We start from the raw sequence: 19883 nt of genomic DNA, 5'->3' as shown, positions 1-19883 counted from the left end.
AGCAAGCGGTCGCGCGCGACAAGGCCGGGGTATTGCAGGCCCACGAAGAGGCCTGGCGATGGGAGGACGACGATGAAGACACGCAGATCGGATCATCCGCGCCGTCGCGTGGACGCGCGCGGCAAAGTGGTAATCAGCCGGGCGCCGCTGCATGAGCAAGTGGCCGAGGAAATCCGCCGCATGATTGTCACCGGCAGGCTGGCACCGGGCGAAAAGATCAAGGTTTCCGAACTGGCGGAAGAGCTCGACGTGTCGCTGACCCCCATGCGCGAGGCGCTGAAGATCCTGGGCAAGGAAAGCCTCGTGGACCTGATCGCCAACCGTGGCGCCCGCGTGTCCGAGATTACGGTTGATGGCACGCGCAGCCTGTTCGAAGTGATCTCGCGGCTCGAAGCGCTGGCGGCGGAACTGGCCGCCCGTCGAATTACCGGTGCCGAGCTGCAAGAACTTGAAGACCTGCACCGCCAGATGATCGAGAGTCATCAGGCCAACGACCTCCAAGCCTATTTCGACCTCAACCTTGAAATCCACAACCTCGTCGTGGATGCGGCCAAAAACTCGGACCTGACCCGGACCCGCACCAGCCTGGCCTTTCATGTCGAACGCGCACGGTTCGTTTCGGTGGCCACACGCGGGCATCGCGACCTGTCGGTGCGGGATCACGACAACCTGATGCAGGCGCTGCGAGACGGCGATCCTGACAGGGCGCGCGATGTCTGGCAGGCCCACCTCGAACGCGCCGGCAACGAGGCCTGCCGCCTTGTGGCCCTTTGGGAGGCGGAAACCGATCAGGCGGCCGCGCAGTAATCGCTCGCGGCAGGGCGCCTCCGCTACAGGCGGGCAGCGCGAAAAAAGGCCGGGCACAAAGCCCGGCCGAAGTTCAGGGAGGTTATTTCGGTCAGGCCGCACGTTCGGCCTTTGCTGCGTCCGGCGTCTGGGACAGGAAATCAAGGGCCGCCTGTACCCCGCCGCGTTCATGAGGCACGCCGGCGCGCGCCAGCCCCATTTCGATGCCCGAGAGCGTGCCCAACAGCATCAGGTCGTTGAAATCGCCCAGGTGGCCGATGCGGAACACCCTGTCCTGAAGCCGACCCAAGCCATTGCCCAATGACATGTTGAATTCGGTATGGATGGTCCGACGCAGGACATCGGCAGACTGCCCTTCGGGCATGAGCACGGCGGTCAGAACAGGCGAATAATGGTCGGGCACGCGGCACAGCACCTCTAGCCCCCAGGCCGTCACCGCGCGACGGGTGGCTTCAGCGTGGCGCTTGTGTCGGGCAAAGACGGCCTCCAGCCCTTCTTCGTGCAGCATGTCTACCGCCTCGACCAGCCCGTAAAGCATGTTCGTCGCCGGTGTGTAGGGGAAATAGCCGGTCGCGTTTGCGGCGATCATTTCGCTCCAGTCCCAGAACGACCGCGGCAGATCGGCTGCTACCGACGCGGCCCTTGCCTTCTCGCTCACCGCGTTGAACGACAGGCCCGGCGGCAACATCAATCCCTTCTGCGACCCGCCGACCGTCACGTCGACGCCCCAGGCATCGTGGCGATAATCGACCGAACCCAGCGACGAAATCGTATCGACCATCAAAAGCGCGGGATGGCCGGTGCCGTCCATCGCCTCCCGGATCGCGGCAATGTCCGAGGTGCAGCCGGTCGAGGTTTCGTTGTGCACCACGCAGACGGCCTTGATCTCATGGCTGCTGTCGGCGCGCAGGCGGGCTTCGATTGCCGCGACATCCGCCGCCTGCCGCCAATCGGTGTCGATCAGCTCTGGCTGCAACCCCAAGCGCGTGGCGAGGCGTTGCCACAGCCAGGCGAAATGGCCGGTTTCACACATCAGCACCCTGTCTCCTGCGGACATGGTGTTGACCAACGCCGCCTCCCAGGCACCGGTGCCGGAGGCCGGATAGATGATCACATTCGCGTCGGTGCCGAAAATCGTCTTGATCCCTTCAAGCGCGCGACGTCCGAGATCGCCGAATTCCGGGCTGCGGTGGTCGATCACGGGTTGGTCGATGGCGCGCAGAATACGGTCAGGCACGGTGCTTGGACCGGGTATTTGCAGAAAGTGACGTCCGGGTTTGCGCATTGTCGTGAACCTCCTGGTATCAAGCTTTTCGAGAGCGAGGATAGCAGCTTTTTATTTTAAATCAATTTTTCTTTAAACTGTTGTTTATATACAGTAATACGAATTTTCATGGCGTATTTCTATCATTGACCACCTCCGGAATCACCGGGTTCACCTTGCCGGCCATGGTCGGCGACCCTGCCTGCACCGGCGGCAGCCTGATTTCATGGAACCCGCAGCGCGGATCAGAGGACAAAAGCGTCAGGTCATTGCAGATTTTCGAGAGCTTCACCTCTATCCGCTTCAGGACATACTAGAAGGCAACATAGGCTCCCGTATCGGAGGAGGCCTCGATCAGGTCACTGGCCAGTTTCACCGACAGACCCGTAGCCTGCACCAATTCTGACACCGCCGCTTCGGCGTAGCCGTCTGGAGTGTTGACCCGCGTTCTCAGGCCGGCACCCGCACCTCCGGCATTGGCTGGATCAGCATCCGGGCATATGCGCTCTCGGAATGATCAAAAACCGGATCGGTCTCGCCCTCTTCCACCAGTTCGCCGCAGTGGACCAGCGCCACCCGGTCGCAGAAGTAGCGCACCAAGGCGAGATCGTGGCGGATGAAGAAATAGGTCAGCCCGAGCCGGTCCTACACCACGCAGAGTAGGTTCAGAACCTGCGCCCGCACCGAGACGTCGAGCGACCAACACAGCGTTGGCCATCGCGATATCTTGTACCGCGATGCCGGTGAGATCAGCGATCGTGATCTGGCACTCGGCGGTTCGCGCTGCCGTGCCCTGTCCGCTTTGCTGGATGCATCGCCGATTGCGCAACTTGAGATTCGTTTCCTTCACCCCAAGGGTGCCGTAGATTTGCGCGGGATCAGGCTGGGCGTGATCATTCTGACCTCCGGCGTCTCGGCGGCCTCGAAGAGCAGGTGCAGAGCGACCTCCGCCACGCGGTCGAACGGCACCCGCACGGTGGTCAGCGGCACCGGAAGCCGGCTGACGATCGGAATGTCGTTGTAGCCGACCAGGGAAATATCCTCAGGGACACTGCGCCCGGACTGCATGATCGCCGACATGCTGCCGATCGCGGTATTGTCGTTGATCGCGAAGATCGCGGTTGGCGGCCTCGTCAGTTCCATCAGATGCCGGGCCGCCGCTTCGCCGGAGTCGATGCTGAAGGTCGAGGGCACGATCAGCTCCGGCGCGACGGCGATCTGGCCCTCTTCCAGAGCGTGCAGGTATCCGGCCAGCCGCCCACGGGAACTGGTGGCATAGTCCGGCCCGGCGACGATGCCGATCCGGCGGTGGCCGAGGTCGATCAGGTGCCGCGTCGCCAAGTAGCCGCCCAGCTTGTCATCGCCGACCGAGGCGGCGCTGGCGCCGTTGTGGCGCAGCGCATAGACGAAGGGCACGCCGCGCTCGCGCAGTGCCTCGCCGAAATGGTCGCCTTCGCGGGCCGTGGTCAGGATAAGCCCGTCGACACCGCGCCGGATCAGCGCCTCGGCGGCCTTGCGGCTGGCGTCGGGACTGTCGTCGGTGGTGGCCACGATGGCAAAGCGGCCCTGCTGGGCCGCGGCGGCGCTGACCGCTTCGTAGAACATCGCCATCACCGTGTCGGTTAGGCGCGGCACGATGACACCGATCGTCCCCGTCGAGCCGCGCCGCAGATTCGCGGCCGAGAGATCGCGGACATAGCCAAGCTTGCGGGCGACCTCGCGCACGTGTCGCGCCTTGGGCGAATCGGAGTTCGGCAGGCGCTCGTCCAGCATCCGCGACACCGTCGACTTGGACACGCCGGCCTCTCGGGCGACGTCGTGCAGGGTCACGCGCGCCTTTGTTTTCATTGATGAACTGCCCTCGGCCATGGGTCCTCCTCAGACGCGATCTGCGCCGTAGGCAAAAACTACCACTTGACACGACCTCATGGCAATGCTGTTTTGGGAACGTTCCCGCAATCGTTCCCAAAACGGGCTGAAACGGCGGGTCAGACAGTTTTGAAAACGCATCTGGAGGAGTTTCCGAAATGCAATCCATGGACCTGCGCGGCCTGAACCCCGCCCCCGTCACCGCCTTCAATCGCGACGGCTCGCTCGACATCGAGGCGAACGTCCGCATTGCCAAATGGCTGGCCAGTTTTGACGAGGTGAAGTCGCTGGTGATCCTCGGCCACGCCGGCGAAGGCACCTTCCTGACCACCGAAGAGCGGCTGGAGCTGATTGCGGCCTACAGGGACGCGGTCGACATTCCGATCATCGCCGGCATCACTGGCGAGGGCACCAAGGTGGCCGCGGAAGAGGCCAAGCGCTCCTACGACGCCGGCGCCACCGGCGCGCTCGTCTATCCGAACCACGGCTGGCTGCGCTTCGGTTTCCAGAAGGGCGCGCCGCAAGACCGCTACAAGGCGATCTACCAAGAGGGCGGCCTGCAAACCATCCTGTTCCAGTACCCGGCCGCGACCAAGGCGAACTATGACCTCGAGACCCAGCTCGACATCGCCGCGCAGGAAGGCTGCGTCGCCACCAAGAACGGCGTGCGCGACATGAAGCGCTGGTACGTCGAAATTCCGGCGCTGAAAGAGGCCCAGCCGGATCTGCAAATCCTGTCCTGCCACGACGAATGGCTGCTGCCGACCATGTTTGACGTTGACGGCCTGCTGGTCGGCTATGGCAACATCGCGCCGGAACTGCTGATCGATCTGATCGCCGCCGGCAAGGCGCAGGATTACACCGCCGCGCGCGAGGTGTTCGAGCGGCTTCTGCCGGTCACGCAAGCGGTCTATCACCGTGGCTCGCATATGGAAGGCACCGTCGCGCTCAAGATCGGCCTGCGCCATCGCGGCCTTCTGGACCATGCGACGATCCGTGAACCGCTCAAGGACCTCGGCGAAGCGGCCGAGCGCGAGATCGAGGCCGCCTTCGAGGCCGCCGGCATCGGCCGGGTCGAACTGGCCGTAGCCGCCGAGTAACCCGCAGACGGTTGCCCCCGGTCCCGCACCGGGGGCACATTGAACCCAAGGGAGGAAACCATGTTCAACTTCAAATTCTCCGGCCTGCGGCTTGCCGCAACGGCCACGCTCGCCGGCGCCATCGCCGCGACCTCAGTGGCCGCGACCGAAATTCGTATCGGCGCCATGCGCGAAGGCTCCGCCTGGTATGTCTTTGCCGCGACGCTGGAGCAGATCATCGAGCCGATCCTCGGCAAGAACTCGGTCGAGGTCATTGCCCGCGGCGGCGGCGTCGCCAACCCGATGGTCGTCCAGGGAGGCAAGGCCGAGATCGCGCTGTCCAACGTCGCCTCTGCGGTCTGGGCCGCCGAAGGCGCCGATGTTTACCAGGGCATGTCGGCCCCCGACATCCGCGCGCTGGTCGGCGGCCTGAACTCCGTCTACGTCGGCGTCATGGCGCGCAAGGCCTTCACCGACGAGATGGGCACCACCGATCTGACCGAGATCCTCGCCTCCGGCAAGCCGGTGCGGGTGCTGATGAAGCCGGTCGGCTCATCGGCGGTGCCGGTGGCGCAGATGATCTTCGAAGGGCTGGGCACCTCGGTCGATCAGATCAAGGCAAACGGTGGCGACGTGATCCAGGTCGGCACCGGCCAGATCCCCGACCAGATGCGCAACGGAAATGCCGACATTTACATCGACACGATGATCAAGGGCCATCCGACGATCACAGAAGTCGCCCTGACCACCGACGTGGTCTTCCTCGACGTGCCGGAGGCCGCCATGGACCTGCTGGCGCAGAACGGCCTGATCCCCGGCACCTACGGCCCCGAGTGGTACAAGGGCCAGACCGCGGCCACCGCCGGCGCCAACCTCGGCACTGTGCTCATAGCCAGCGCCAATCTCGACGAAGAGACCGCCTACAAGATCACCAAGGCGATCATTGAGAACGCCGAGCAGCTCAAGGGCTCGCATGGCGCCTGGTCGCGCTTCGATCCGGCGCGGGCGATGCTGCCCGAGAACACCGGCATCAAGCTGCACCCCGGTGCGATCCGCTACTACCAGGAAGCCGGCCTGATGTGACCGGTTTGGTGCGGCCGCCCGCTGCGGCCGCACCCTTGTCCCGCGATGCGCTGAAGAGAGAAGACCATGCCCGCCATGCTGTCCCGCAACCCCGTCCCGGCCATCGCCTTTGCGATCGGCCTTGCCCTGATCGCTTTCCAGAGCTGGCTCTTGTTCGAGGCCCAGCAACCGCTGCTGGAACGTCCTGTGCACCTCTGTGCCGCCTTGGTCCTGCTGTTTCTCTATAAGCCGCTGCGCTCCGAGGCCCTGCCCCGCTGGCTCTGCGGCGCGATCGACGCGCTGCTGATCCTCGGCGCCGTCGCGGTGCTCGGCTATTACCTGATCGGCTTCGAGCGGCTGACCACCCGGATGGAGAACGTCTCGCCGATCTTCGCCACCGACATCCTCTTCGGCGCTCTGCTGGTCTTTCTGCTGCTCGAAGGCTCGCGTCGTGCCGTGGGCTGGGTGCTGGTCTGGGTGCTGCTGGCCTTCATCGCCTATGCCTTCTGGGGCAACCTGCTGCCCGGCTGGCTGAACTTTCGCGGCTTCGACGCGGAGGCCGCGACCGAGATCACCACGATGACCACCGCCGGCGTGCTGGGCATCACCACCTCGACCTCGGTCAGCTTCATCTTCTACTTCGTCCTCTTCGGCGCCTTCTATGCGGCCGTCGGCGGCGGGCAGCTTTTCATCGACCTCGCGATCCGCGCCGCCGGTCGCGCCACCGGCGGCACCGCCAAGGCGGCCATCATCGGCTCCTCGCTGATGGGCTCGATCTCCGGCTCCGCCGTGGCCAACGTGGTCTCCACCGGCGTCTTCACCATCCCGCTGATGAAGAAGACCGGCGTGCCGGCGCACCGCGCCTCGGGGATCGAGGCCATCGCCTCGACCGGCGGTCAGCTGATGCCGCCGATCATGGGGGTCGCGGCCTTCATCATGGCCGAGCTTCTGGGCGTGCCCTATGCGCAGATCGCGCTGGCCGGGCTGATCCCGGCGGTGGCCTTCTACCTCGCGCTGATCATGGTGGTCGATCTCTCGGCCCGCCGTGACGGCGTGCGGGCGATGACCGCCGACGAGATCGCGCAGATCGCCCCGATCGCCCCGCGGCTGCACCTGATCCTGCCGCCGCTCATCCTGATCGGCACGCTGGTCAGCGGCTATTCCGCCGCCTATTCCGCGGTCATCGCTTCGCTCTCCTGCCTTGTTGTGCCTTTCCTGCGCCGCGCCACCTGGATCGGCGGCAAGGAAATCGTCGACGCCCTGCGCGATGCCCCGAAACAAGTGGCTGAGGTCGCCGTGCCGATTGCCGCCATCGGCATCGTCATCGCGGTGGCCGTGCAGTCGAACCTGGCGCTGAAGTTCGCCGGCTCGCTGCTGTCGCTCTCGGAAGGGTCGATCTACCTTTCGCTGATGCTGGCCATGGTGGGCTGCATCGTCATGGGCATGGGCCTGCCGACGGTGGCCGCCTATATCATCGGCGCGGTGCTCTTCGTTCCGGCGATCCAGGATCTGGGCATCCCGCCGCTGGCCGCGCATTTCTTCATCTTCTACTACTGCGTGCTGTCGATGGTGACCCCGCCGGTGGCGCTGGCCTCCTTTGCAGCCGCCGCCGTGGGCCAGGCCTCTACGGTAAAGACTTCGCTCGCGGCCTTCGGCCTTTCGCTGGTGGCCTTCTTCGTGCCCTTCGCCTTCGTCTTCGATCCGGGCGTCCTCGCCCAGGGCTCGGCGGCGCAGATCGGCTTCAGCGCCCTGTCGCTCCTGGTCTCCACCGCGCTCTGGGCCGTGGCCTTCGGCGGCTGGGCCGGGCGGCCCCTGGGCTGGGCCTCGCGCCTGCCGATCGGGGCGGCTGGTCTGGTGGCGGTGATCGCGCCCTCGGGCTCGACCCCCTGGATGATCGCGCTGGCGCTTGGCTGGAGCCTGACCCTTGGCGTCGCCGCCCTGTCGCGGCGCGCCAAGACCGACGGCATCCCCAACCCGGCGGAGTAATCCATGACTATCCTGCACCGTCCCGAGAGCCGCATCATAGACGCCTCCGACAGCGTGACGATCCGGCAGGTGACCGATCACCCCTCGATCCACCATCACCCGTTCTTCTTCGTCGATGCCTGGGATCAGGCGATGTCCTTCCTGCTGCTGATCTCGCACCGGACCGGCACACCGCAGATCTACATCGAGCGCGCGCCGGGCGACGACCTGATCCAACTGACCGAGGAACCCGCCCTGGCCGAATGGTCGGTGATCCCCTCTAAGGACGGGCGCTGGATCTATTTCGTCGCGGGACAGGAGGGCAAGCGCGTCAGCCCCCGCGACGGCACGGTCGAGGTGCTGGTGCGCTTCGACAGCAAGGAGATGCGCGAGGCCGGCATGGTCGGCGCGGCCATGGGCACCACTGCCCTCTCGGCCTGCGGGTGCTACTGGGCGGTACCGGTCAAGTCGGGCCGGATCAGCCAGTTCTGGCTGATCGACACGGAACGGCAGACCGCCGGCGTCTTCCTCGAGGCCCCGACCATCGGCCATCCGCAGTTCTGCCCGGACGACGACGATCTGATCCTCTACGCCGGGCCGGTGACCGACCGGGTCTGGGTGACCGACCGGGCCGGCAACGCCCGCCGCATTCATGAACGCGCCCACGACATGCAATGGATCACCCACGAGGTCTGGCGCCCCGGCCACCGCTCCGTGTTGTTCGTCGATTGGCCCAACGGCCTGGGAGAGATCGACCTGACCACCGGCGAGGTCCGCCCGATCACCGAGTTTCCCGTCTGGCATGGCGCCCCGGACGCAACCGGCACGCGCCTGATCTGCGACACCAACTTCCCGGACCGCGGGCTGCACCTGCTGGATCTGACCGGGCAGGCGCCGGCACGGTTCCAAACCGAACCCAAGGCCTCCTCCCAAGGGGCGCATTGGGCCGATCCGTTTCCCTACAACGACGGACCGGTCAAGGTGTACGCGCCCCAGCACACCCACCCCCATCCCCGCTTTTCGCCAGACGGTGCCCAGACCATCTTCACTTCGGACCGGAGCGGCCACGCGCAGGTGTATGTTGCGACACTTGGCTGAATCTGCTGAACGGGACTGTTGACTATCAGGAGCGCTTGGCCAGGTTCAGGTTTTTTGAGGTTGCTCATGCCGCGGAAAACCTGATCGAAAGCGACCACGCGGTGATGCGCCTGCTTGGCTACCGCCAGCGCTTCCGATCCCCGCGATCAGCAAAGGCGCCCTTGAGTGGCATTGGAAAAATTGAAGTATCCGAGGCGGTAGTGGAAATTCCGCGGTCGATTTCGGCGTAAGCGGGGTGGTCAAATCATGTCAGCTTGCCGACGAACCGGATTTCGCCGGAGGCGCCTTGAGACAGGTGGATCGCGTGCAGCGGGCCACCTGCAACGAGACTTCCGAACCCCATCGGGTTCTTCAGAACACCACACGCGGCCGAGGTCGCCATCCCGAGCGCTGAAGCGCTCGAAATCCCAGCCTCCTTTATCATCACCGACAGCGCCGTAGGCATGTCAAGGTCGGCGCCGGCCAGCGTACCGTCCGAGAGGGTCAGCCGACCATTGCTTCGTCGGATGTGCCGTCCGTTAAGGGTGAATCCATTGATGTCGGAGCCGGCGGTCGACATGGCGTCGGTAACCAGGAAGATCTGTCCCGGGCCTGTTTTCGCCGCGCAAGCCATGCGAATTGCAGCGGCGTGGACATGAATATTGTCGGCGATCAACCCGGCATGCACCGCGCCGGCATCGAGCGTGGCGCCGACCAGTCCCGGCTCTCGGTTTCCCAATTGGCTCATTGCGTTGAAGAGGTGTGTCACGCAGCGCGCGCCCGCGGCGAAACTCTGCTGCGCTGTGGCGTACGTGCAATCCGTGTGACCCAGCGACACGATCACCCCGGCCTTGACCAGTCGGGCAATCTGGGCGGGCGTCACACTCTCTGGCGCGAGGGTCACGAGCATGTTGGGCAGGCGCGACCCCGCTTCGATCAAAAAGGCCTCATCCTGATCTGTCATCGGGCGGATCAACGTCGGATCATGCGCCCCTTTGCGCGCCAGCGACAGGTGCGGCCCTTCGAGATGCACGCCCAGAATGCCCGGCACGCCGGTGGAAATCGCCTCGGCGACTGCATCTACGGCGGCGCGGCTTCGCTCGGGTGTGTCGGTGATCAGAGTCGGCAGCAATGCCAGCGTCCCGGTCGAGGCATGCGCTTCGGCGATCCGGCGCACCCCCGCGACCGTGGTTTCGTCATTGAACATGACACCGCCGCCGCCGTTGACTTGCAGATCGACAAAGCCGGGCGCGATTACGCCACCCTCCAGCCGGTCCTCGCGATATCCCTCGGGCACGGCCTTCGCAATTCCCTGGCAAATACCGTCTTCGGCCAGCAGCACGCCATTTTCGTGCAGCGTCGTGCCGTCGAAGATCGCCGCCCCGGTGTAAGCTTTGCCCGTCATACCGTTTCCGTGACCTTGCGCAAGTGACGGGGCGCGTCCGGGTTGATCCCCCGCGCCACAGCCGTTTTCTCGACCATCGCATAGAACGAAGCGATCAGCGCAATCGGATCGGTCAGCGGATGCCCCGTGCGCTCCACCGGCAGCCGCGTCGCCGCTTGTGCCCTGTCCGAGGTCACGAAGACCGTCGCCCCCTTGGCTGCGATCTGGTCGGCCACCTCGACCAAGGCGCCTTCTGCCGCATCCGCCGCCGCCATCGCGATCACCGGGAAGCCCTGATCCACGATCGACACCGGCCCGTGCAGCACTTCGGCCGAGGAGTAGCTTTCGCCATGCACCTGGCAGGTTTCCTTGAACTTCAGCGCCGCCTCGTTCGAGATCGCAAACGCCGGACCGCGCCCCAGGCAATAGAGCGACTCCTTGCCCGTCACCGCTTCGCAGAGCGGCCCCCAGTCGGCCTCGACCGCGAGCTCCAACGCCGCCGGCAAGGCTTTTATCGCCGCCAGAAGCTCCGCGTCTTGCGCCAGCTCCGCCAGCAGCCAGACCCCGGCCACCGCCGAGGTCACGAAGGTCTTGGTCGCCGCCACGCTCAGCTCTTCGCCCGCGTGCAGTTCCAGCGTATGCGCGCTGACCTTCGCCAGATCGCTGTCGGGATTATTGGTCAGCGCGACACTCAGCGCGCCCTGTTTCCCGGCCATGTCCACCATCCGCACGATGTCCGGGCTCTTGCCCGACTGCGAGATCGCCAGGCAGGCCGCCCGCTCCAGCCTCAGGGTCCGCCCGTAGACCGAGGCCACCGACGGCCCCACCGAGGCCACCGGCAAGCCGGTCAGCAGTTCCGAGACATACTTGGCATAGGTCGCCGCGTGGTCCGACGACCCGCGCGCCACCGACACCAGAAACAGCGGATCGAGGTCGCGGATCGCTTTGGCGGCGGCACCGACGGCCTTGTCACCACGGCTCAAAAGATTGTCGACAGCACCGGGGATCTCCCGGATTTCGCGAAACATATGTGTGGCAGCAGTCATGGTCAGTCCTTTGCAAGCCGCAGTTCGGCGACGAAGTTGTAGGCATCGCCGCGATAGAGCGATTGGGTGAATTCGGCGGTCCGACCGCCCTCGAGATAGGATGTCCGTTCGATCCGCAGCCCCGCCTGCCCGGGTTCGACCTCCAGGAGTTCCGCGTCGCGGCCCTTGAGGTTCACGGCGGAAATCTTCTGGATCGCCCGCACCGGCCGCGTCCCGTGACGCTCCAGCACTTCGTAAAGCGAGGTCTCGACCTCCAGCGGGTTGGGCAGGATGTCCACGGGCATCGAGGCCCGCTCGATCGCCATCGGCTTGCCGTCCGCCAGCCTCAGCCGCACGATCCGCGACACCGAGTCCTCGGGCGACAGCCCCAGCGCCAGCGTTTCGTCCGGCGACGGCATGAACAGCCCCCGCTCCAGCCAGCGCACCGAGGATGTCTTGCCCCGCCGCGCCATGTCCTCGGAGAAAGAGGTCAGCCGCGACAGTTTCTGTTCCACGCGCGCAGGCGAGGTCGACACGAAAGACCCCGACCCCTGCTTCTGCACGATCATTCCTTCGCCGACGAGGTCCTCGAAGGCCTTGCGCACGGTCACGCGCGAAAAATCGGTGATGCTGGCGATCTCGCGCTCCGGAGGCAGCGGGCTGCCGGGGGCGAGGATGCCCTGGGCCACCGCCTCGGCCAGCCGGTTGCGTAGCTGCACGTAGCGCGGCCCGGCGTTGCGCCGGAACCAGCTTTCGGGGGTCAAAAATTCCTGGATGTTCATCTGCCTGTCCCCCGTTCGAACGCCGCTTTCGCCAGCGCCAAGGCGCCATCGAGCGCGCTACCCTCCGGCGCGATGATCCGCGTGCGGACCTCCTCTGGCAGATGCTCCGCGTAATGGGGCCCCAGCCCGCCAGTCAGGCAGAGCACGTCGTCGCGGCCAAATTCCATCGCCGCAAGCGCGTCCATCAGGTAGGCCGCCCCGCGCAGCATCAGCAGCCGCCCCGCGGCCTGTCCCGCCTGTCCCGCCGCAACGATGCGGGGCGCAAATGCCGCGTAATCCGCCGGTCGCGCCTTCGACGCAAACCGCACGATTCCCCCCGGTCCGCCGAATGCCTCCAGCATCGCCGTGCTTAGTGCGCAGCCATCGGCCAACCCGTCATGCACCAACAGCGCATGTTCCAGCAACTCGCGCCCCAGCCAAGCACCCGAAGCCTGATCGCCGAGGTTCAGCCCCCAGCCGCCGATCCGCAGTATGGAGTCGCCACGCTGAGCCGCCAGGGTCGAGCCGGTCCCGATCGCCGCCAGCACCCCGTCGCGCGCGCCCAAGGCCCCGGCGACCGAGATCGCCCGGTCGTCAGTCACCGTTACGTTGCGCATCATCAGCTCTTCGGCCACAGCACGCGCGATATCGCCATCCAGCACCCCAGCCAGACCCACATGCGCGACGCTGTGTTTCAGCGCCCCCGCGGGCAAGCCAACCGCCGCCGCGTCCAGCGCGACACGCACATTTACTATGGTCTGTGCGAGGTCGGTCGTGGCATTCGCCGGCCCCGCCGCGCCCTGCCCCAGCAGACGGCCGGTGAGGTCGGCAATTGCCGCACGGCAGCCGGTTCCGCCGCCGTCCACGCCAACAAGGTATCTGGGAGTCGCATCAGTCATGCAATACCAGTATCATACCTTTTGTGGCATTAAAAGACCAAAATCAGGCAATTAGCGCTGAAACGCTCGCTTCTGCGCGCTTCTTGAGGCAGGGTGAGCGAAATGGTAGACAAAAGGTATTGTTTCGGTATTATGTCTCGAAACGGAGGAGAGAATCACCTTGGCCACCATACCAACCCATATCGACGCGCTGCCGTCCGACGCCGCCCTCGGCGCGATGCTCGACTCGCATATCGCGGCGGCGGAAGCGGTGCGCAGCGCCCTCCCTGCGCTCGAAAAAGCGGCGCGGCAGGTGGCTGAAACCCTCTCCCGGGGTGGCACCCTCACCTACGCGGCGGCGGGAAGTTCCGGCCTCATGGCGCTCTCGGACGCCTCGGAGCTTGCCGGCACCTTTGGCACTGCGCCGTCGCAGACCCGCATCGCCATGGCCGGCGGCGTGCCCGTTGACGCCGACATGCCCGGCGACACCGAGGACGCCACCAACCAGACCGAGGCCATCGCTGCCGCCATGGGCCCGCAGGACACGGCCATCATCCTGAGCGCCAGCGGCACCACGCCCTATGCGCTGGCCGTGGCAAAGGCTGTCCGCGACCGAGGCCTGCCCGTCATCGCCATTGCCAACGTGGCACAGGCGCCGCTGCTCGACCTCGCCGACATCGCCATCCCCCTGCCGACCGCGCCGGAAGTCATTGAGGGCTCCACCCGCCTTGGCGCCGGCACCGCTCAGAAGGTCGCGCTCAACATGATATCGACGCTGGCGGGCATCCTTATGGGTCATGTCCACGACGGGCTGATGGTCAACCTGCGGCCCGACAACATCAAGCTGCGCGCCCGCGCCGCCACCATCGTCACCCGCATCACCGGTGTCAGCCAGGCGCAGGCCGAAGCGGCCCTCGAAGCCACCGATTACGACACCAAACCCGCCGTGCTTGTCGCGACCGGGATCAGCGTGGCCGACGCGCGCCGCCTGCTCGCCCGACACGACAACCGCCTGCGGCCCTGCCTCGAACGCGGCGCCGCTTCAACCAACTGAACGACAACAGAGAGGAAGACCCATGCTGATACGCACTTTGCCCGCCACGCTGCTGGCCTCAACGGTCCTGACCACCAGCGCTTTCGCGCAGGAAGCCGAGCTGATCATCGAAAGCTGGCGCAATGACGACCTTGCCATCTGGCAGGACCAGATCATCCCCGCCTTCCAGGCCCAGCACCCCGACATCAAGGTCAAGTTCACCCCCTCGGCCCCCGCCGAATACAACGCCGTGCTGAATTCCAAGCTCGACGCGGGCAGCGCCGGCGACATCATCACCTGCCGGCCGTTTGATGCTTCGCTGGCGCTCTATGACAACGGTCATCTGACCGATCTGTCCGACCTCGAAGGCATGTCCAACTTCTCCGACGTGGCAAAATCCGGCTGGAGCTCCGACGACGGCTCCGCCGCCTACTGCGTGCCGATGGCCTCCGTGATCCATGGCTTCATCTACAACAAGGACGCCTTCGAAGAACTGGGCCTCGAAGAGCCCGAGACGGTCGACGAATTCTTCGCCGTGCTCGACGCGATCAAGGAAGACGGCGGCTATATCCCGATGGCGATGGGCACCAATGACCAGTGGGAAGCCGCCACCATGGGCTACAACAACATCGGCCCGAACTACTGGAAGGGCGAGGAAGGCCGCAATGCGCTGATCGCCGGCGAACAGAAGCTGACCGACGAGCAATGGATCGCCCCCTTCCGCCAGCTGGCCCGCTGGGGCGAATACCTGGGCGACGGCTTCGAGGCGCAGACTTATCCCGACAGCCAGAACATCTTCACGCTCGGCCGCGCCGCGATCTATCCGGCAGGCTCGTGGGAGGTGTCGGGCTTCAACAACCTCGTCGACTTCGAAATGGGGGCCTTCCCGCCGCCGGTCCCGGCCGAGGGTGACACCTGCTACATTTCGGATCACACCGACATCGGCATCGGCATGAACGCCGCCACCGACAACCCCGAGGCCGCGAAGACGTTCCTCAACTGGGTCGCCTCGCCCGAGTTCGCGACGATCTTTGCCAACGCGCTGCCGGGCTTCTTCCCGCTGTCGTCCGGCGAGGTCACGGTAGAAGACCCGCTGGCACAGGAATTCCTGTCCTGGCGCGAGGAATGCGAAAGCACGATCCGGTCGACCTACCAGATCCTGTCGCGCGGCACGCCCAACCTCGAGAACGACACCTGGAACGCCTCGGCTGCCGTGATCAAGGGCACCGAGACGCCCGAGGACGCGGCCCAGCGGCTTCAGGACGGTCTCGCCAAGTGGTACGCGCCGCAACAATAGGCGCGCACCGGCCCCGGGCAGATATCCCGGGGCCACCCCCCTTTACCGACAATCAAACGAAGCTCCAGAGAGGAGAAACCCGATGGCGACGCCCTCAGGACAGTCGAAGATCAGATGGCACGTGGTGGTTTTCCTGGCCCCTGCCGTGCTGGTCTATACCGCGGTGATGATCTACCCGCTGTTCAACACAATGCGGCTGTCGTTCTTCAACCGCATCGACCAGGAGCGGGTCTTCGTCGGGCTCGACAACTTCCGCACCCTGTTCGGAGACGCCATCTGGTCCGACCAGTTCTGGAACGCGCTCGGCAACAATTTCTGGTTCTTCCTCATTCACATGCTGGTGCAGAACCCCATCGGCATCGCGCTGGCCGCGATCCTGTCGTCGCGGCGCCTGCGCTTCGCCGCGCTCTACCGCACCGCGATCTTCGTCCCCACCATCCTGTCGTTCGTCATCGTCGGCTTCGCCTGGAAACTGATCCTCTCCCCGATCTGGGGCATCGCCCCTGACATGCTCGACGCCATCGGGTTGAAGTTCCTCTACGCCCCCTGGCTCGGCAAGGAGGAATACGCCCTGACCACCCTGAGCCTCGTCTCGGTCTGGCAGTTCGTCGGCATCCCGATGATGCTGATCTACGCCGCCCTGCTGTCGATCCCCGAAGAGATCCTCGAAGCGGGGGAATGCGACGGCATCACCGGCATGGCGGCCTTCTGGAAGATCAAGCTGCCGCTGATCCTGCCCTCGATCGGCATCATCTCGATCCTCACCTTCGTGGCCAACTTCAACGCCTTCGACCTGATCTATGCCGCCCAGGGCGCGCTGGCCGGGCCGGATTTCTCGACCGACATCCTCGGCACCTTCATGTATCGCACCTTCTTCGGCTTCCAGCTGCAACTGGGCGATCCGCACATGGGGTCCGCGATTGCCTCGGCCATGTTCCTCATCATCCTTGTCGGCGTGTGCCTGTACCTCTTCGGTATCCAGCGCCGCCTGCGCACCTATCAGTTCTGAAGGAGGCGCCGCCATGCAAGCCGCACGCCAGACACTCTCGACCCGGCTCGGGTCTCACGGGGTCCTGATCCTCTACACCCTGATCGCGCTCTTTCCGGTCTTCGTGATCGTCACCAACAGCTTCAAGACCCGCCGCGCGATCTTTCGCGATCCGCTGGCCCTGCCCGACGAGGAGAGCTTCAGCCTGATCGGATACGAGACGGTCATGAAGCAGGGCGATTTCTTCCTCTACTTCCAGAACTCCATGATCGTCACCGTGGCCTCGCTGTTCTTCATCCTGCTGTTCGGCGCCATGGCGGCCTTTGCCCTGGCCGAATACCGCTTCAAGGGCAACACGCTGATGGGATTGTACCTTGCCTTGGGCATCATGATCCCGATCCGCATCGGCACCGTGGCGATCCTCGAGATGATGGTCTCGACCGGCCTCGTGAACACCCTCTGGGCGCTGATCCTGGTCTATACCGCGCAAGGCCTGCCGCTCGCCGTCTTCATCCTGTCCGAGTTCATGCGGGGCGTCTCGGACGACCTGAAGAACGCGGGCCGCATCGACGGGCTGAGCGAATACAAGATCTTCTTCCGCCTCGTCCTGCCATTGGTCCGCCCGGCCATGGCCACGGTCGCGGTGTTCAACATGATCCCGATCTGGAACGACCTCTGGTTCCCGCTGATCCTTGCCCCCGCCGAGGAAACCAAGACTCTCACACTGGGTTCGCAGGTGTTCATCGGCCAGTTCGTAACCGACTGGAACGCCGTCCTCTCGGCCCTGTCGCTGGCAATCCTGCCGGTCATGGTGCTCTACGTCATCTTCTCGCGCCAGCTGATCCGCGGCATCACCTCGGGAGCGGTGAAATGACCATAAGCAACAGAGGGCCGCGCCCGGTCGCCATCGGAGCGCCATTGGTCCGAGCGACAATGGCGACGGGTGGGCGCACACTCCGCAGGTCGGACGCACAGCACCCGCACCGCGCACAACCTTGGCTCGGCGCACAACAGCAGAAATGCGCCCTCCCGGGGGGAGGGTCGGGCGCGGCCCGGCGTTCCGCCGAGCAACCTCACTGCAACGGAGGAGCAACCCAATGACCCGCGTCCTTATCGCCGGCCTGGGCAACATGGGCCTCTCCCATGCCCTCGCCCACCACCGCCACCCCGACGCGCAAATCGTCGGCCTCGTCAACCGCTCCGGCACCGTGGATCACCCCGACCTCACCGACTATCCGGCGTTCAACGACTTCCACACCGCCCTCACCGAAACAAAACCCGACCTCGTGGTCATCGCCACCTACACCGACACCCATGCCCCCTATGCCATCGCCGCGATGGAATCCGGCGCCCATGTCTTTGTCGAGAAACCCCTCGCCATGACCGCCGAGGAGGCGCAAAGCGTCACCGACACCGCCACCCGCCTCAACCGCAAGCTGGTCGTCGGCTACATCCTGCGCCACCACCCCTCATGGAAGCGCCTGATCGCCGAAGCCCGCACCCTCGGGGGCCCCTACGTCTTCCGCCTCAACCTCAACCAGCAGTCCACCGGCGAAACATGGGAGACCCACAAGGCCCTCATGCAGACCACCTCTCCCATCGTCGATTGCGGCGTGCACTACGTCGATGTCATGTGCCAGATAACCGACGCCAAGCCCACCCGCCTGCACGGCATGGGCCTGCGCCTCAGCGATGAGATCCCAGAGGGCATGTACAACTACGGCCAGTTCCAGGTGATCTTCGACGACGGCTCGGTCGGCTGGTACGAGGCCGGCTGGGGCCCGATGATGTCGGAAACCGCGTTTTTCGTGAAGGACGTGGTCAGCCCCAATGGCGCGGTCTCGATCACCGACGCGGACAAGGGCAAATCCGACGACGTCGACGGCCACACCCGCGTCGGCGGGCTGCTGGTACACCGCCCCGAAGGCGACCGCCTGATCGACCTGCCCGACGAGCCCGGCCACCAGCAGCTCTGCGATGCCGAACAGGCCTTCATGCTCGACGCCATCGCGCAGAACACCGACCTCACCCGCCACATGAGCGACGCCGTCACCTCGCTCGCCATCTGCCTTGCCGCCGACGAAAGCATCCGGACCGGCAAACCCGTCACCTTGGGAGGAAACCAGACATGACCGCCTTGAAACTGGAAAACGTGAACAAATCCTTCGGTTCGGTCCACGTGCTGAAAGACATCAACCTGACCGTCGAGGACGGCGAGTTCGTCGTCTTCGTCGGTCCCTCCGGCTGCGGCAAGTCCACCCTCTTGCGGGTGATCGCCGGGCTGGAGGACGCCTCCTCCGGCACCGTCGCCATCGGCGGCGATGTGGTCAATACCGTGCCCCCTGCCAAGCGCGGCATCGCCATGGTGTTCCAGTCCTACGCGCTCTACCCGCACCTCAACGTCAAGGACAACATGGGGCTGGGGCTGAAACAGGAGGGCCAGGCCAAACCCGTGGTGGAAGAGCGCGTCACCAAGGCGTCGAAAATGCTCGACCTCGACAAGTACCTCACCCGCCGCCCCGCCGAGCTCTCCGGGGGCCAGCGCCAGCGCGTCGCCATTGGCCGCGCCATCGTGCGCGAACCGAAACTGTTCCTCTTCGACGAACCGCTGTCGAACCTCGACGCAGCCCTGCGGATGAACACCCGCGTCGAGATCGCCGCCCTCCACCGGACGCTCTCGGCCTCGATGATCTACGTCACCCACGACCAGATCGAAGCCATGACGCTCGCCGACAAGATCGTGGTGCTCCGCGATGGCCGGATCGAGCAGGTGGGCTCGCCGTTGGAACTCTACAACAACCCCGGCAACCGCTTCGTCGCAGGTTTCCTCGGCTCCCCCTCGATGAATTTCCTCGAACGCTCCGTTCCCGGCCTCCGCCCCGGCCACACCCTAGGCATCCGCCCCGAACACCTGCGTGTCGTGGACCACGGCCGCATCAACGGCGAGGTGACCTACGTGGAACGTCTTGGCGGCGACACCAACCTGCTGGTCAAGACCGACGAGGGCGAACGCCTGACCCTGCGCCTCTTCGGGCAGGACCTGACGCCGGTCGGCGCACGCGTCAGCCTCGATTTCGATGACGCGCGCGCCTTTCATTTTGACGAACGCGATAGTCGCGTCGCTCTGGAAGCAGCCTGAACCAACCGCACGCAGGAATGCATCTTGGCCTGTCCAGAACGACCTTGCCGCTGTCGGTGGTAACCGTCTTCTCGCTGCTACCATTGCGCCGGTTCGGAGCCTGAGATGCCCCTTCCGCCGGCGGCTCTGCGCGCTCCTCGGTTAGATGGTCATCCAGCTCGGCGGCCAGGGCGCGCTCTGCCAGCGCCTTGGTCAGCTCGGCGAGAATGTCAATCGGCATGCAAAATTGGCTCTGACGCACATCGTGTGATGTTT

General features: G+C 65.1%; 20 protein-coding genes and 1 pseudogene. 12 read left to right on the top strand and 9 right to left on the bottom strand.

Annotation, left to right across the window (positions count from 1 at the left end; genetic code table 11):
* The first annotated feature begins 72 nt into the window (after positions 1-72).
* A complete protein-coding gene (locus PVW49_RS19465; RefSeq protein WP_074839387.1) occupies positions 73-807 on the top strand; it encodes a GntR family transcriptional regulator in 735 nt (244 codons plus the stop codon).
* 91 nt (positions 808-898) lie between these two features.
* Here PVW49_RS19465 and PVW49_RS19460 read toward each other — a convergent pair whose 3' ends face one another.
* The 4 genes from PVW49_RS19460 to PVW49_RS19445 all read right to left on the bottom strand — a co-directional run bounded on the left by PVW49_RS19460 (position 899) and on the right by PVW49_RS19445 (position 3919).
* Positions 899-2044 carry a pyridoxal-phosphate-dependent aminotransferase family protein gene (locus PVW49_RS19460; protein ID WP_338020400.1) on the bottom strand — a complete coding sequence of 382 codons (1146 nt, stop codon included), beginning with the start codon at positions 2042-2044 and terminating at the stop codon, positions 899-901.
* 154 nt (positions 2045-2198) lie between these two features.
* Positions 2199-2369, bottom strand: a complete 171-nt coding sequence (locus PVW49_RS19455) for a lyase family protein (protein ID WP_338020402.1) — start codon at positions 2367-2369, stop codon at positions 2199-2201.
* A gap of 152 nt (positions 2370-2521) precedes the next feature.
* The gene (locus tag PVW49_RS19450) at positions 2522-2671 is read right to left on the bottom strand and encodes a hypothetical protein (protein ID WP_274591336.1); all 150 of its coding nucleotides are present in this window, start codon (positions 2669-2671) and stop codon (positions 2522-2524) included.
* Positions 2672-2917: 246 nt separating this feature from the next.
* Positions 2918-3919 carry a LacI family DNA-binding transcriptional regulator gene (locus PVW49_RS19445; protein ID WP_274591335.1) on the bottom strand — a complete coding sequence of 334 codons (1002 nt, stop codon included), beginning with the start codon at positions 3917-3919 and terminating at the stop codon, positions 2918-2920.
* Positions 3920-4098: 179 nt separating this feature from the next.
* Between PVW49_RS19445 and PVW49_RS19440 the strand changes: the two genes are divergently transcribed.
* From PVW49_RS19440 to PVW49_RS23795, 5 genes and pseudogenes are all read left to right on the top strand, one after another.
* Positions 4099-5040: a dihydrodipicolinate synthase family protein gene (locus tag PVW49_RS19440; protein ID WP_048534808.1), complete on the top strand. Its 942-nt coding sequence runs from the start codon at positions 4099-4101 to the stop codon at positions 5038-5040.
* 60 nt (positions 5041-5100) lie between these two features.
* The gene (locus tag PVW49_RS19435) at positions 5101-6102 is read left to right on the top strand and encodes a TAXI family TRAP transporter solute-binding subunit (protein ID WP_274591334.1); all 1002 of its coding nucleotides are present in this window, start codon (positions 5101-5103) and stop codon (positions 6100-6102) included.
* 66 nt (positions 6103-6168) lie between these two features.
* Positions 6169-8067 carry a TRAP transporter permease gene (locus tag PVW49_RS19430; RefSeq protein ID WP_274591333.1) on the top strand — a complete coding sequence of 633 codons (1899 nt, stop codon included), beginning with the start codon at positions 6169-6171 and terminating at the stop codon, positions 8065-8067.
* Between the two features lie 3 nt (positions 8068-8070).
* Positions 8071-9144 carry a TolB family protein gene (locus PVW49_RS19425; protein ID WP_274591332.1) on the top strand — a complete coding sequence of 358 codons (1074 nt, stop codon included), beginning with the start codon at positions 8071-8073 and terminating at the stop codon, positions 9142-9144.
* A 77-nt stretch (positions 9145-9221) separates the two neighbouring features.
* Positions 9222-9326, top strand: a pseudogene (locus PVW49_RS23795) (IS6 family transposase); the annotation flags it as partial.
* A 62-nt stretch (positions 9327-9388) separates the two neighbouring features.
* Here the strand turns inward: PVW49_RS23795 and nagA are convergent.
* From nagA to PVW49_RS19405, 4 genes are read right to left on the bottom strand one after another with little or no spacing between them, the layout of a single operon-like run.
* Complete coding sequence (nagA, locus tag PVW49_RS19420; protein ID WP_274591331.1) at positions 9389-10528, bottom strand: N-acetylglucosamine-6-phosphate deacetylase; 1140 nt, start codon at positions 10526-10528, stop codon at positions 9389-9391.
* Positions 10525-11553 (bottom strand): SIS domain-containing protein, encoded by a 1029-nt coding sequence (locus tag PVW49_RS19415; protein ID WP_274591330.1) that lies wholly within the window; start codon positions 11551-11553, stop codon positions 10525-10527. The genes nagA and PVW49_RS19415 overlap by 4 nt, the downstream gene beginning before the upstream one ends.
* A gap of 2 nt (positions 11554-11555) precedes the next feature.
* On the bottom strand, positions 11556-12314 hold the full coding sequence (locus PVW49_RS19410; protein WP_074839410.1) for a GntR family transcriptional regulator: 759 nt from the start codon (positions 12312-12314) through the stop codon (positions 11556-11558).
* A complete protein-coding gene (locus PVW49_RS19405; protein ID WP_074839412.1) occupies positions 12311-13192 on the bottom strand; it encodes a BadF/BadG/BcrA/BcrD ATPase family protein in 882 nt (293 codons plus the stop codon). Before PVW49_RS19405 ends, PVW49_RS19410 begins: the two co-directional genes overlap by 4 nt.
* Before the next feature lie 160 nt (positions 13193-13352).
* On the opposite strand from PVW49_RS19405, the gene PVW49_RS19400 reads away from it, so the two are divergent.
* The 6 genes from PVW49_RS19400 (at position 13353) to PVW49_RS19375 (ending at position 19628) form a co-directional block, all read left to right on the top strand.
* Positions 13353-14225, top strand: a complete 873-nt coding sequence (locus PVW49_RS19400; protein WP_274591329.1) for an N-acetylmuramic acid 6-phosphate etherase — start codon at positions 13353-13355, stop codon at positions 14223-14225.
* 22 nt (positions 14226-14247) lie between these two features.
* Entirely contained in the window at positions 14248-15501 is a 1254-nt protein-coding gene (locus PVW49_RS19395) for an ABC transporter substrate-binding protein (protein WP_274591328.1), read from the top strand.
* An 82-nt stretch (positions 15502-15583) separates the two neighbouring features.
* Positions 15584-16510, top strand: coding sequence for a carbohydrate ABC transporter permease (locus tag PVW49_RS19390; protein WP_274591327.1), 927 nt, complete (start codon positions 15584-15586; stop codon positions 16508-16510).
* A gap of 13 nt (positions 16511-16523) precedes the next feature.
* Positions 16524-17363 (top strand): carbohydrate ABC transporter permease, encoded by an 840-nt coding sequence (locus PVW49_RS19385; protein WP_274591326.1) that lies wholly within the window; start codon positions 16524-16526, stop codon positions 17361-17363.
* A gap of 223 nt (positions 17364-17586) precedes the next feature.
* Entirely contained in the window at positions 17587-18621 is a 1035-nt protein-coding gene (locus tag PVW49_RS19380; protein ID WP_274591325.1) for a Gfo/Idh/MocA family protein, read from the top strand.
* Positions 18618-19628, top strand: a complete 1011-nt coding sequence (locus PVW49_RS19375; RefSeq protein WP_274591324.1) for an ABC transporter ATP-binding protein — start codon at positions 18618-18620, stop codon at positions 19626-19628. The genes PVW49_RS19380 and PVW49_RS19375 overlap by 4 nt, the downstream gene beginning before the upstream one ends.
* Here the strand turns inward: PVW49_RS19375 and PVW49_RS19370 are convergent.
* Entirely contained in the window at positions 19552-19848 is a 297-nt protein-coding gene (locus PVW49_RS19370) for a transposase (RefSeq protein WP_371398946.1), read from the bottom strand. The genes PVW49_RS19375 and PVW49_RS19370 overlap by 77 nt on opposite strands.
* Positions 19849-19883: the final 35 nt, after the last annotated feature.

Source organism: Marinovum sp. PR37, from assembly GCF_028807375.1.
Taxonomy (GTDB): Bacteria; Pseudomonadota; Alphaproteobacteria; order Rhodobacterales; family Rhodobacteraceae; genus Marinovum; species Marinovum algicola.
The sequence above is the reverse complement of the archived record's forward strand: the minus strand, read 5'-3'. Positions and strand labels throughout refer to the sequence as shown.